Origin of the sequence: Streptomyces sp. NPDC012474 (assembly GCF_042955185.1) — a bacterium.
In the GTDB taxonomy this organism is placed as follows: domain Bacteria; phylum Actinomycetota; class Actinomycetes; order Streptomycetales; family Streptomycetaceae; genus Streptomyces; species Streptomyces cahuitamycinicus.
The window spans coordinates 1-11666 of sequence record NZ_JBIBEP010000045.1; the positions used below are offsets into that span (position 1 = coordinate 1).

15 protein-coding genes and 2 pseudogenes are annotated in these 11666 nt (G+C 67.8%); 8 read left to right on the plus strand and 9 right to left on the minus strand.

Annotated elements, in window-relative coordinates; all coding sequences use genetic code 11:
- Positions 1–102: 102 nt before the first annotated feature.
- The 5 genes and pseudogenes from acnA to ACFY9S_RS40410 form a co-directional block, all read right to left on the minus strand.
- A pseudogene (gene acnA / locus ACFY9S_RS40390) lies at positions 103–429 on the minus strand (aconitate hydratase); the annotation flags it as partial.
- A gap of 115 nt (positions 430–544) precedes the next feature.
- Positions 545–1039 carry a universal stress protein gene (locus tag ACFY9S_RS40395; RefSeq protein WP_391139095.1) on the minus strand — a complete coding sequence of 165 codons (495 nt, stop codon included), beginning with the start codon at positions 1037–1039 and terminating at the stop codon, positions 545–547.
- A gap of 162 nt (positions 1040–1201) precedes the next feature.
- On the minus strand, positions 1202–2452 hold the full coding sequence (locus ACFY9S_RS40400) for an FAD-dependent oxidoreductase (RefSeq protein WP_391139097.1): 1251 nt from the start codon (positions 2450–2452) through the stop codon (positions 1202–1204).
- A 2-nt stretch (positions 2453–2454) separates the two neighbouring features.
- The gene (tal, locus tag ACFY9S_RS40405) at positions 2455–3576 is read right to left on the minus strand and encodes a transaldolase (protein ID WP_391139099.1); all 1122 of its coding nucleotides are present in this window, start codon (positions 3574–3576) and stop codon (positions 2455–2457) included.
- 207 nt (positions 3577–3783) lie between these two features.
- Positions 3784–3924, minus strand: coding sequence for a hypothetical protein (locus ACFY9S_RS40410; RefSeq protein ID WP_391139102.1), 141 nt, complete (start codon positions 3922–3924; stop codon positions 3784–3786).
- A 308-nt stretch (positions 3925–4232) separates the two neighbouring features.
- Between ACFY9S_RS40410 and ACFY9S_RS40415 the strand changes: the two genes are divergently transcribed.
- On the plus strand, positions 4233–5279 hold the full coding sequence (locus tag ACFY9S_RS40415) for an alcohol dehydrogenase catalytic domain-containing protein (RefSeq protein WP_391139104.1): 1047 nt from the start codon (positions 4233–4235) through the stop codon (positions 5277–5279).
- A gap of 36 nt (positions 5280–5315) precedes the next feature.
- Entirely contained in the window at positions 5316–5825 is a 510-nt protein-coding gene (locus ACFY9S_RS40420) for a gluconokinase, GntK/IdnK-type (RefSeq protein WP_391139106.1), read from the plus strand.
- A 129-nt stretch (positions 5826–5954) separates the two neighbouring features.
- On the opposite strand, the pseudogene ACFY9S_RS40425 reads toward ACFY9S_RS40420, so the two are convergent.
- Positions 5955–6299 (minus strand): annotated as a pseudogene (locus ACFY9S_RS40425) (universal stress protein); the annotation flags it as partial.
- Here ACFY9S_RS40425 and ACFY9S_RS40430 point away from each other — a divergent pair.
- From ACFY9S_RS40430 to ACFY9S_RS40445, 4 genes are all read left to right on the plus strand, one after another.
- Entirely contained in the window at positions 6213–6431 is a 219-nt protein-coding gene (locus ACFY9S_RS40430; protein WP_391139108.1) for a hypothetical protein, read from the plus strand. The pseudogene ACFY9S_RS40425 and the gene ACFY9S_RS40430 overlap by 87 nt on opposite strands.
- 69 nt (positions 6432–6500) lie before the next feature.
- Positions 6501–6998, plus strand: a complete 498-nt coding sequence (locus ACFY9S_RS40435) for a VOC family protein (RefSeq protein WP_391139109.1) — start codon at positions 6501–6503, stop codon at positions 6996–6998.
- A gap of 36 nt (positions 6999–7034) precedes the next feature.
- Positions 7035–7397 (plus strand): DUF488 family protein, encoded by a 363-nt coding sequence (locus ACFY9S_RS40440; protein ID WP_391139111.1) that lies wholly within the window; start codon positions 7035–7037, stop codon positions 7395–7397.
- A gap of 215 nt (positions 7398–7612) precedes the next feature.
- Positions 7613–8071, plus strand: coding sequence for a cyclic nucleotide-binding domain-containing protein (locus ACFY9S_RS40445; protein ID WP_391139113.1), 459 nt, complete (start codon positions 7613–7615; stop codon positions 8069–8071).
- 303 nt (positions 8072–8374) lie between these two features.
- Here the strand turns inward: ACFY9S_RS40445 and ACFY9S_RS40450 are convergent, their stop codons facing one another.
- The gene (locus ACFY9S_RS40450; RefSeq protein ID WP_391139115.1) at positions 8375–8941 is read right to left on the minus strand and encodes a TetR/AcrR family transcriptional regulator; all 567 of its coding nucleotides are present in this window, start codon (positions 8939–8941) and stop codon (positions 8375–8377) included.
- Positions 8942–9013: 72 nt separating this feature from the next.
- On the opposite strand from ACFY9S_RS40450, the gene ACFY9S_RS40455 reads away from it, so the two are divergent.
- The gene (locus ACFY9S_RS40455; RefSeq protein WP_391139117.1) at positions 9014–10147 is read left to right on the plus strand and encodes an alpha/beta hydrolase fold domain-containing protein; all 1134 of its coding nucleotides are present in this window, start codon (positions 9014–9016) and stop codon (positions 10145–10147) included.
- Positions 10148–10444: 297 nt separating this feature from the next.
- Complete coding sequence (locus ACFY9S_RS40460; RefSeq protein ID WP_391139119.1) at positions 10445–10933, plus strand: hypothetical protein; 489 nt, start codon at positions 10445–10447, stop codon at positions 10931–10933.
- A gap of 2 nt (positions 10934–10935) precedes the next feature.
- On the opposite strand, the gene ACFY9S_RS40465 is transcribed toward ACFY9S_RS40460, so the two are convergent.
- Both ACFY9S_RS40465 and ACFY9S_RS40470 read right to left on the minus strand, forming a co-directional pair.
- Entirely contained in the window at positions 10936–11211 is a 276-nt protein-coding gene (locus ACFY9S_RS40465; RefSeq protein ID WP_391139121.1) for a transposase family protein, read from the minus strand.
- A gap of 72 nt (positions 11212–11283) precedes the next feature.
- Entirely contained in the window at positions 11284–11535 is a 252-nt protein-coding gene (locus ACFY9S_RS40470; RefSeq protein WP_391139123.1) for an SDR family NAD(P)-dependent oxidoreductase, read from the minus strand.
- Positions 11536–11666 lie beyond the last annotated feature (131 nt).

An 11666-nucleotide genomic window follows, 5' to 3' on the forward strand; every position in this document is an offset into this window, starting at 1 on the left:
AAGGCGCTTTCCTCGTGAGCGAGCCCGTTGTCCATGGCGCCAGCCTAGAAGGCAGGCAAGAGGACCCTGCCGACTCACCGGACAGGCCCTAGGCGTGGGGGCTGGGACGGGGTCGGCCATCACTCGGGGCATGTTCTCGAAGTAGGGCGGCTTGCGCACGTAGGTCGAGGCGGGATCCCAGGCGTACAAGTCGCTCTCGGGGGCGGGCAGGGCCTGCCACTGCTCGTCGCCGGTGAACAGGTCCGCGTAGCCGTCGGTGAACATGCTCGGCCGCAGGCTGGTGGAGATCGCCTGCTGGATTTCGTCCTGGGTGGGCCAGATGTCGCGCAGGTGGACGGGCCGGCCGTCGTCGGTGCCGAGCGGGTCGCGGGTGAGGTCGACGGCCATGGAGCCGGCCAGGGCGTAGGCGACGACGAGCGGTGGTGAGGCCTGGACACCGCCGGCGCGGTGGTCGGCCCGGTCAGCGAGTACGACCTGCTCGCCCGCGAGGGACCCACCGCCCGTGAGCGGCATGCCGCAGTCGCGCGCAGTCGCTCCTTGTTCGTCAGGAGGAGGCGCCGCGGGAGTCGGCAGGCACGACGACGACGGGCACGCGAGCGTGGTGTACGACCTCGGTGCTGGTCGATCCGAGTGTGAGGCGCCCCCAGGCGCCTGAACCGCGGGTTCCGACCACCAGCAGAGAGGCGTCCTCGCTCGCGTCCAGCAGAACCTGCGCCGGCCGGCCGGCCTCGGCGATGATCTCCACCTCCACGTGAGGTCCGCCGAGCTGCTCCCGTAGTTCGTGGACCGTCTCGGTCACCGCCTGCCGGGCGACGTCGTGGAGCTGTTCATAAAGGGTGGAGGCACCTTCGGGTCCGGCCATCCATCCGTAGCCCGTGAAACGAGCAGGGGTGTAGTCATAGGCACAGACCGCCCGCAGACCGGTGCCGCGCAGCTGTGCCTCGTGCAGAGCGAAGAGGACGGCGTGCCGGGCCTGTGGGGAGCCGTCCGTGCCGACCACGATCGGACCAGCCGGGACAGGCGCGGGAGTGTCGGTCATCGTGAATCCTTCCAAAGCGGTTCGCGTCGGCCGGCCGGCAGCAATCCGATCAGCATTCGGGAAGCGGTCGTCGCATCTGTCACACCGCTACCGGTGCAGCCACTGCCCGTACCACTGTCCTCGCCGCACCGGCCTTGGCGCTATCACCGGTTGCTCAACCGCTCACCGGTGCTCGACGTCGGGGAGGAGAGACTCGAGGGCCACCTGTGGGTCGGTGAGCGTGCGTGTGTCGACTGGCTGGGCGGTGCGGACGAGGGTTTGGAGCTGGTCGTTGACGTCCCAGACGTTGACGTTCATGCCTGCGAGCACCCGGTTGTCGGCGAGCCAGAAGGCGATGAACTCGCGTCCGGCGACGTCACCGCGGAAGACGACCTGGTCGTAGCCGCCGGGCTCGACGTACCCGGCGTACTCCATGCCCAGGTCGTACTGGTCGGTGAAGAAGTACGGCACCCTGTCGTACACCGGGTCTTGCTGGCCGAGCATCGCCTTGGCCGCGGTCTGCGGCTGGTTCAGCGCGTTGGCCCAGTGCTCGACGCGAATGTGCTTGCCCAGCAGCGGGTGGAATGCATTGGCCACGTCACCGGCGGCGTAGATGTCCGGGTAGGAGGTATGCAGCCGTTCATCGACGCGGATGCCGTTGTCGACCTCCAGGCCCGCCTCCTGCGCCAGCCCGATGTTCGGCATGATGCCGACCCCGACGATCACCACGTCGGCTTCGATGCGGGTACCGTCGGCCAGCCGCACTCCGTCCGCCGCGCCGCCGCTGCCGGTGATCTCGGCGACCTGAACGCCGAACCGCAGATCCACACCGTGATCGCGGTGCAGGTCCGCGAAGACCTGAGCGACCTCGCGGCCGAGGACCCGCAGCAGCGGCAGCTCTGCCATCTCCAGCACGGTGACCTCCACACCGGCCGTGCGGGCGGCGGCAGTGGTCTCCAGGCCGATCCAGCCCGCGCCGATGACCACGGCCCGTGAGGCGGACTGGAACGCTTCCTTGATGTGGTCGCTGTCCTCGACCCGCCGCAGGTACAGCACCTGCTCCAGGTCCGCGCCCGGGACGGGCAGGCGGCGCGGGGAGGATCCGGTGGTCAGCAGCAGCTTGCCGTAGCCGACGCGGCTGCCGTCGGCGAGGGTCACCTCGCGCGCGGCCGGGTCGACGGCCGTGACCTGGATACCGAGCCGCAGGTCCACGTTGTGTTCGGAGTACCACTGCGGCGGATGGACGTAGATCTGCTCGCGCGCGTCCTTGCCCGTCAGGTAGCCCTTGGACAGCGGTGGCCGTTCGTAAGGCTGTTCACTTTCGTCCCCGATCAGAACCAGCGGGCCGTCGAAGCCCTCCTCGCGCAGGGCCTGCGCGGCCTTGGCCCCGGCCAGGCTGGCACCGACGATCACACACGCGTCGTTCGTGGACATCGTCAGTTCCCTTCCTGGGCTGCGGGACGGCTCCGCAACGTTTCGGCGAGCTGCTCCGAAAGCTGCTCCCAACTGGCGTCGAACTTCGACACGCCCTCGTCCTCAAGGGTCTGCACGACGTCGCCGTAGTCCACCCCGACTGTCCGTAGCCCGGCGAGAACCTGCTCAGCGTCGTCGTAGTGGGTGCGGATCGAGTCGGCCGGTACGCGGCCGTGGTCGGCAACCGCGCGCAAGGTGGTCTCAGGCATGGTGTTGACCACGCCGGGTGCGACCAGTTCGGTCACGTAACGGGTGTCGGGGTAGGCGGGATCCTTGACGGAGGTCGAAGCCCACAGCGGCCGTTGCGGATGGGCTCCCGCCCCTCGCAGGGCTTGCCAGCGGGGCGAGGAGAGAACCCGCTCGTAGTGCTGGTAGGCCAGGCGCGCGTTGGCGATCGCCAGACGGCCGCGCAGCTCGGCCGCCTGCGCGGTGCCGATCTTGTCCAGGCGTGCGTCTGCCTCCGCGTCGACCCGGGAGACGAAGAACGAAGCCACCGACCCGATGCCAGAAAGTTCCCCTCCGGCATCGCGGGCGCGTTCCATCCCGTCGAGGAAGGCGTCCATGACCTCGTCATAGCGGGTGAGGGAGAAGATTAACGTGACATTGATGCTGATTCCCTCCCCGAGACACGCGGTGATCGCCGGCAGGCCCTGGCGGGCGGCGGGGATCTTCACGAACAGGTTGGGCCGGTCGACCAGCCACCACAGCGCCCGCGCCTCGGCGATCGTCGCCTCCGTGTCGTGCGCGATCCGGGGGTCGACCTCGATGGAGACGCGTCCGTCGACGCCGTCCGTCGCGTCGTAGGCGGGGCGCAGCACGTCACACGCCCGCCGGACGTCGGTGGTGGTCAGCGCCCGCAGCGCTTCATCGACCCCGACTCCGCGGGCGGCCAGGTCACGGATCTGTCCGTCGTACGCGTCGCCGCTCGTGATGGCCTTGGCGAAGATCGTGGGATTGGTGGTCACCCCCACCACCCGGTCCCGTGCGACCAGGTCCGCCAGGCTCCCGGACCTCAGCCGCTCCCGGCTGAGGTCGTCCAGCCATATCGACACTCCAGCATCGCTCAACGTGTGCAACGGATTCATGACGCTGCCGCTCCTCCCGCGTGCCAAGCGGACGGGCTTGCTGCTCTCATCCGCGGCCCGCACCAGAGCCTGCCTGTCGCTCCATCGTCTCTGGAAGGCCAGTGGCCCGCATCCGCACACCAGGCCGGGCCGACCGTGTGTCGGCCTGCCCGCACGGCTCACCAACGCCGTATGACTCCATCTTCGTGGCCAAGTCGTCTCGCCACGTCAGGGCACCTCGCCGGCGCCGTGGGGCGCGTACAGATCGAGCAGTCGCAACCGGGCGGACCTGAGCCGGCTTCCGATCACCGCGGCGACATAGGCCCACAGGTCGTGCCGCAGCTCCGGGTCCTTTCCCGCACAGCTCACGGACCACAGTCGCGTCGAACTCGTAGGCACGCACCGGGCTGGTGGCCTGGGCTCCCAGGTACCAGTGATGGGGAGGGACCAGCCCAGCAGTTCCCCGACGCCGAGTCTCTCGATGACCGCTGCGGCGGGGTGGCCGCCCTGGCGGGCTATCCCCTCCGGTGGGACGAAGGCAGCGCACGGACGCGTCCCTCCCACCTGACCATCTGGTGCTGAAAAGCTCTGAACGGGACACACCTCAGAGAGGGACAGACGGAAAGCAGCGGCGCGCGGACTTGAGGCGCCGACGGACGAGTGGGACGAGGTTGGCGATGCGTGCATTGACGGTGCGGCCCGGGGCGAGGGGATCCCTTGAGGTACGGGATGTACCGGAGGCCGTCCCGGCAGCCGGGGAACTGTTGGTGCAGGGCCTGGCGGTGGGGGTGTGCGGAACGGACAAGGAGATCGCCCGAGGTGAGTACGGCTGGGCCCCTCCGGGCCGTGAGCGGCTGGTGCTCGGGCATGAGTCTCTCGGACGGGTGCGGCAGGCACCTCCCGGCAGCGGGTTCTCGCCCGGTGACCTGGTCGCCGGGGTGGTGCGCCGGCCGGACCCCGAGCCGTGCGGGGCCTGCGCCGGGGGAGAGTTCGACATGTGCCGCAACGGCCGCTATACCGAACGCGGCATCAAAGAGATCGACGGTTATGGCGCGCAGGTGTGGTGCGTGGAAGCCGACTATGCGGTGAAGCTGGAGCCGTATCTGGAGCGCGTCGGTGTGCTCATGGAGCCGACCACGGTGGTGGCGAAGGCGTGGGAACAGGTGGAGCGTGTAGGTGCCCGTTCGTGGTTCGAGCCGCGTCGCGTTCTGGTGACCGGTGCCGGGCCCATTGGTTTGCTGGCCGCCCTCCTGGGCACGCAGCGCGGGCTGGAGGTGCATGTGCTCGACCGGGTGACCGAGGGGCCCAAGCCCGCTCTCGTACGGGACTTGGGTGCCTCGTACCACGTGGAGGACATCGGGCAGGTGATCTCCGCCGTGTGCCCGGATGTCGTCGTCGAAGCCACGGGTGCGAGCGAGCTCGTCTTTGCCTCTTTGACGGGCACCGCGCCCTACGGAGTGGTGTGCCTGACCGGTGTGTCGCCCGCCGGTCGCAGGGTGACCGTGGACGCGGGCGCCATCAACAGGGAGATGGTGCTGCAGAACGACGCGGTAGTGGGATCGGTCAACGCCAACCTGCGGCACTACCGCCAGGCTGCCGACGCGCTGGCCAAGGCCGACCTGTCATGGCTTGAGCGCCTGATCACCCGGCGTGTGCCGCTGGAGCGCGCGGCAGAGGCGTTCACTCCGCAACCGGACGACGTGAAGGTGGTCATCGAGTTGTAGCGGGCACGATGTGAAGGCAGGCCTTAACCTGGACGGATGCCGCACAACACCGCTCCGTTGGTCGTCGTCATGGGCGTGTCGGCCTCGGGAAAGACCACGGTGGGCCGGCTGCTGGCGCAGCGCCTGGGGGTTCCTTACGCCGAGGCGGACGACTTCCACCCCGCAGCCAATGTGGCGAAGATGCGGGCCGGCCACCCGCTCGATGACGAAGACCGCCGCCCCTGGCTGGACGAGATCGCACAATGGCTGGGTGATCACGCGGACAGCGGGGGAGTGGTGTCATGTTCAGCACTGAAGCGGCGCTACCGTGACCGGCTGGTTTCCTCCGCGGCGCAGGTCTTCTTTCTGCACCTCGATGGCTCGCCCGAGCTGATTGCCGCACGGATCACTGCGCGAAAGGGCCACTTCATGCCGCCCGGCCTGCTCGATACGCAGTTTGCCGACCTCGAACCACTGGGCGACGACGAAGCCGGCGCGGCCATCCCGATCGACGGTACCCCGCACGAGACCGTTGCCCTCGCTCATGCCGCCGTCACTGCCTCCTGAACCGTTCACATCGCGCAGCCGCCTCCGCCCGGCGAACTGCCTGCCAGCCAAGTAGAGGCATTGCCGCCCTTGTTGTGTTGGGGCATCGATGTGCCGCTCGTCGTTGCCGACGGCGGGTACGGCGACGGGGCATGGTGCGGTGTGCAGCACTGCGGCGCTGACCGACCCGAGCAGGAGTCGGCGAACCCCGGTGCGTCGGCTGGAGCCAACGACCAGCAGGCACGCACCGGTGGAAGCTTCCACGACCGCAGGCGAACAGCGGGACGACATCACGGCCCTCGTGGTCCGCAGAACCTCCTGAACAGGTGCTTGGCCAGCAACGGCACACTCGTTGCCTTCTGCGCCGCACCTCCGGTGGGTACCTGCGAGCCAAGGAGGCTGAGCCCGGTGACGGCACAAGGCGCAGAGGTCGGCCGCGGGGACTGCGGACCTAGTGACCGGGCCCGCGCCAAGGCCTTCGGCTACGGCGCGCACTTCGTCAACGGCTTGATCTTCGCCCTGCTCTACTACGCGGTGTTCGTCGCCATCGGCTACAGCAGCGGGTGGCTGGGATGCACCCCTGGGGCCTGCCAGACGCTTCCAGCAGGCACGACACCGTCCGGGTAGCGTGGAAACCGGACCGGGAATTCCTTTCGAAAAGCCCTCGTATCGCGGTCGAAGGTGGAAGGGGGCCTCATGGCCTACCCACATGAAGCGGCGGCCTCAGGACGGGAGCCTGCCCATCCGTCACCGGATGCGGAGCCGAACGGTGGAGGACCGGAGACGCGCGGACCCCGGCTGGCCTCGGTCGTGGTGTTCGTCCACGACCATGACGCATCGGCGGACTTCTACGGGGAGCTGCTGAACATGAAGGTCACGGTACGTACCGCGACTGCCGCGCTGCTCGTGAGCCGCAACGGCTTCCAGGTGTACCTGCGCACCGTGGGCCCGAATGCTATGCATCCCGTGGGCCACGTCGGCGCTCAGTACGTGATCTGGACAGCGGACGGCCCCGACGACTTCCAGCGGTGCGAGCGCGTGCTCAGAGCCCGCTCCGACCGCGTCGACACGAGGGAGGCTGAGGGCTTCACTCTCATCGAGGGCCGGGATCCCAGCGGCTTGCCGGTACTGGTGGCATATCCGGGACCGGACGAAGCGGCGCGGCTCGAGATCATCTCTCGTTACTACGTGTGACGCCGGAAGAAGCCGAGACTTGGCAGGAGGCCCTCCATGGCGCACAAGCGACCGGTGCAGGTCCGCCGGGTCTACGACACGCCGGCGCAGACCGACGGCACCAGGGTGCTGGTTGACCGCCTCTGGCCCCGGGGCATGACCAAGGAGAATGCCCACCTCGACGAGTGGTGCAAGCAGGTCGCGCCCTCCGTGGAGCTGCGCAAGTGGTACCTCCGCAACCCCGATCATTTCGCGGAATTCAGCCACCGCTACCAGGCCGAGCTCCAAGATCCCGAACGTGCAGATGCCCTGGCGCACCTGCGTCACCTCGCAGAAGAAAGCACCCTGACGCTACTCACCGCCACAAAACATCCCGAGACCAGCAAAGCCGAAGTGCTTGCCGCGCTTATCCGGAGGTGACAGCACAGGAAGCTGAGCTCCCGTTGCGACCGGCCCCTATGAAACCAAACGGCTCAGGCACAGCCGTGCCGGTGACCTGTACCTCCATCTGCACCGCGCCGCGGACGCCAGGACTCATGGTGAGAACGGTAGGCAGGCAGGTTCCAGCGGGTCCGGGGCGCGCTCCGCAGGAGGAAATGCCGCGTAGACAGTGACTCTGAGACGGGAGGGCCCGCATGGCCACCACGACGAATTTGCTGAGACTGCTCGCGCCCGAAGACCGCGACCGCTTGCTGAAGTTCGCGGTCGAAGTGAATTTCCCTTCAGGCGCACGCATCTTCGAAGAGGGCAGCAAGGCCGACCGGTTCTGGACCATCATCACCGGACTGGTTGCTCTCGACGTGCACGTTCCTGGCCGCCGGGCAGCCGCGGTCGACGCCATCGGCCATGGCGAACTGCTCGGCTGGTCCTGGCTGGTCCCGCCGCACACCTGGCAGCTCGGCGCAGAGGCACATGGCCCGGTACACGCACTGGAATTTGATGCGGCGGCGGTGCGCGCACTGATCGAGGAAGATCCGGTACTGGGGCTGGCGATCACACGCTGTGTAGCCATCGTGGTCGGGAACCGACTGCAATCCACCCGGACCCGCCTGCTGGATCTGTACGGGCCAGCCGGCAGTGGGCCGAGGCCCTGACCGGCCATTCGGTGTGCCGCCGCAGGGCGCCCAGGTGAACTCGCTCAGCACTCCCGCACATACAGAGGGTAAAGGAACAAGCCGCCCAGCTCGCGGATCTGGACCGTGATCACCGCGGCGACGTCAGTGCCGGGCTCCAGGCGGATGGCGTCCAGTCCCGCAGTCCACGACGTGCGGCCCGTCCCCGGCACGGCCACGATCGAGTATGGCCGGCCCGGGGCCATCTGACGGTCGGAGGTTCAATGATCAAGGACCACTCCGGCGGATCTTCGCGACTTGGGGTCGCAGCATGATTCTGCAATCTCATGTTGCTCCGTACACCGTGTCCAGGAGGCCGTTGACGAAGCTGTCGAGGTCGTCGAGTCCGGCTGCCGTCAGTGTGGCGGGGCCCTCGGTCACCAGCTGGGGCAGGGCGGCGTGCAGGGCCAGCGTGACGGTGGCGGCGCGCTGCTGGGTCACGGGTAGGCCCGCGCTGCGCTGGGCGTGCTCGAAGTATGCGAAGTCGGCTGCGGCGAAGGCGTCGAGCGAGGCCGCCAGCCACGGAGTCCGCGTTGCCTCGCGCTGCAGCTCCAGGAGAGCGAGCACCCGCATCCGGCCGGGGCCCTGGGCGTGCTTCAGGAGTGCGTGCAGCAGGGTGGTGAGGCCCGGCCGGTCGGCGGGCGTGGTTCTGGGGATCGCCTCGTACAGCTCGATGATGCGCTCCGTGCTCGCCCGCAACAGAGCGTCTCTGGTGGGGAAGTAGTTCTTGGTGGTGCCCAGCGGCACATCGGCTGCGGCGTCGACGGCCCGGTGCGTCAGGCCCCGGCTGCCGGATTGCGCCAGTAGGTCGATGGCCGCATCGCGCAAACGATCCCGTCTTTCCTGATTCACGTATCCAAAGTACCCCATCCGTGGTACCACAGGTGGGGTACTTCCGGCATTGGACGAACGGGGTGGGTTCTGGTGGCTGTGGGATATCTGGTGACTGTTGTGCTGGCCGCGCTGATCGCGGTGTTCTGTCTCATCCGCATCCGCAGGCCGAAGCCGCTCTTCTACTTCAGTTACCGGCTCGCTCTCGTCTTCAACGAGATGCCCTTCCTTGCCATATACGCGCTGGTGGCATCGACGGCGTTGGCCTTCGCGGAGGGCGACATCGCTACGGCCGCCGACCGGCTGGTCGTCGCTCTGGCCGCAGTCTCGGCTGCCGGGCTCGTGGTGGTCGCCCGACGGGGCATCCGGGCGGCGTCCGTGGTCAGGCTCGCCCTGGACGAGGCGCTCGGCGCCGGTACCGGTACGCGCCGTCGGCCGCCACTGGCGCGCATACTGCTCAGGCCCTTCTTTCGCCGTCGCGGCGATGTCAGGCGACTGAGCAACCTCAGCTACGGGGAAGCAGGCCGCCGCAACCTCCTCGACGTCTACCACCACCGCTCGCGCCCCGTGGGCGGCCCGGTACTGATCCATTTCCATGGCGGTCACTACGACCAAGGCCGCAAAAGCACCCAGTCGCTGCCCCTGCTCTATCGGCTCGCGAGTAAGGGCTGGGTCTGCATCAGCGCCAACTACCGCCTACGGCCTGCCTTTTCCCATCCCGACCATTTGATCGACGCGAAGAAGGTCATCGCTTGGGCCCGCCAACACGCCAACGAGTACGGTGCGGACCCGACGACGGAAGTGTTCGTATCGGGGAGTTCCGCGGGCGGACACATGGCGGCGCTCGCTGCCCTCACTCCCAACGACCCCTCCTACCAGCCAGGCTTCGAGGAGGCGGACACCTCGGTGACCGCCGCCATCGCACTCAACGGCTACCTCGGTACGTACTTCGACGGGGACCCCGCGACCTCGCCGGTGAATCTCGTAAGGGCAGACGCACCACCCTTCCTCATCGCACACGGCAACCTGGACGAACTGGTGGACAGCGAGAACCCCAAGGCCCTCGTAACCGCCCTGCGCTCCGTCTCCACCTCCCCGGTCGTCTACGCCGAACTCCCCGGCGGTCACCATGCCTTCGACCTCTTCCACTCCTTCCGCTTCGAGGCGCTCATCGACGGCATAGAGGATTTCGCCGCGTGGGTCAGGTCGCGGAAGCGGGCGGTCTAGTGCGGTGCGCCAGATGACTTCGGCTCGTCAGGGTGATGCTGGTTCGTCGAGTTTGCCGCTGGGGTGGCGGGCGAGTTGACTGACTGGTTTTGAACCTGGCACAGGCGGCCGAGCGGCTCGGGTTCGGGGCAGTTGCTGGATGCCCCGCTGCTGCTCAATGAGCCCCCGCCAACTTGAAATCGCAGGTCAAAGGGCTGGTGTTACCGACTCTCGGATGCTCGCACTGGTCGTGGGCCGCTGTCTGAGGAGTAGATCGTCCGGCAGTCCCTGTCATCGGCGGGCGGCTAGGGTTGCCCCGTGGGGCTTGAGCTGCGGGAACGATGGGGCCGGACAGCCGTTGCGGGGTGGGTGGTGGGCCTTCGGACCGCGGTCGCGAGGGTGGATGAAAGGGTTTTGATGCCGGAGAAATCCTCTCTGCTGTGGTGGCTGTTCGCCGTGATCAGTGTGGCTGTGTATCTCGCCGCGATGTTCCCCGGGATGGTGAACCGGCGGCAAAAGATCTGGGTGTCATGCGGTCCGGTGGCAGGGTTCCTGGCAATCATGGCCTTCAGCGCCAACCATGACTGGTCTCTGAACGAGATGCTTCCCACCTACTGCGGGGTAATCCTGGGTGTCGCCCTGGGTGTCGTGGGCCACTGGAAGGCGATGCGCGACTTCATGACGTGGCGCGCGGAGAACCCGGGCAAGCCTGATGACGAGGGGCCAGGTGTCCCCTGGATGCTGCAGATAGCGTTCACTCTTCCGATTTTCCTCGGTGGCGCGATCTGGTACATGAACAACTACTGACCTCAGCGGTTGACTTCGAGGTTCGTCAGGACGAGTAGAGCACGCAGGAGCTGGGTGGCGCGGGCGGGGTCGGTGCGGAGCTCGGTGAGGATCCGCCAGTTCTTCAAGTGGGCGAAGGCGTGCTCGCAGACCGCTCGGACGGACGCGATCAGCTTGTTGACCTGTTTCTTCGCCGACGTGAGCGGTTGGGTGCGGGCGGCCTTGTAGCCGGTGATGACCACAGGGTTGTCCGGGTCGTCGTCCAGGCCGACGAAGCCGAGGTCGCCGATGGCTCCCAACTCGTGGGCGCGCAGGAGCTCGACGAGCTTGTTGTAGCGGGCGGTGGTGATCTCCGAGGAGCGTCATCGGGATCACCTCCGACGCCGTCCAGATCCATGGCGGCGCCGGCTACCCCAGCGGGAGGCGACATGGCGGGTGAGCGCGTTGATCCCGGCCTTGCTGGTCTGGTACGCCGCGCGCTGGTGGTCGCCCACGTGCGCGGACAGCGAGGAGGTGTTGACGATCGCTCCGCGGCCCTGTTCGAGCAGCAGAGGAAGGGCCGTGGGACTCGATTGGGTAAAGGGCCCGGGGCAGGAGTCGTGTCGTGGGAGCGACCTTTGCATAGTCTAAAGGTGGGGGAGGGGCGCCTGCGGGGAAGGCCGGCGGCTCTCGACAGCCGCGACATCGCAGGAGTGCCGTATGACCGACCGGAAGCCGCCGACGAGTTGGACGCTGCTGTCCTGCATGCCGGTCG

Excerpts from the sequence above, each read along its gene's own strand:
- ACFY9S_RS40415 (WP_391139104.1), top strand. The coding sequence starts at position 4,233 with ATGCGTGCATTGACGGTGCGGCCCGGGGCGAGGGGATCCCTTGAGGTA.
- ACFY9S_RS40395 (WP_391139095.1), bottom strand. The coding sequence starts at position 1,039 with ATGACCGACACTCCCGCGCCTGTCCCGGCTGGTCCGATCGTGGTCGGC.
- ACFY9S_RS40445 (WP_391139113.1), top strand. The coding sequence starts at position 7,613 with ATGGCCACCACGACGAATTTGCTGAGACTGCTCGCGCCCGAAGACCGC.
- ACFY9S_RS40470 (WP_391139123.1), bottom strand. The coding sequence starts at position 11,535 with ATGCAAAGGTCGCTCCCACGACACGACTCCTGCCCCGGGCCCTTTACC.
- ACFY9S_RS40435 (WP_391139109.1), top strand. The coding sequence starts at position 6,501 with ATGGCCTACCCACATGAAGCGGCGGCCTCAGGACGGGAGCCTGCCCAT.
- ACFY9S_RS40420 (WP_391139106.1), top strand. The coding sequence starts at position 5,316 with ATGCCGCACAACACCGCTCCGTTGGTCGTCGTCATGGGCGTGTCGGCC.
- ACFY9S_RS40440 (WP_391139111.1), top strand. The coding sequence starts at position 7,035 with ATGGCGCACAAGCGACCGGTGCAGGTCCGCCGGGTCTACGACACGCCG.
- ACFY9S_RS40400 (WP_391139097.1), bottom strand. The coding sequence starts at position 2,452 with ATGTCCACGAACGACGCGTGTGTGATCGTCGGTGCCAGCCTGGCCGGG.
- tal (WP_391139099.1), bottom strand. The coding sequence starts at position 3,576 with ATGAATCCGTTGCACACGTTGAGCGATGCTGGAGTGTCGATATGGCTG.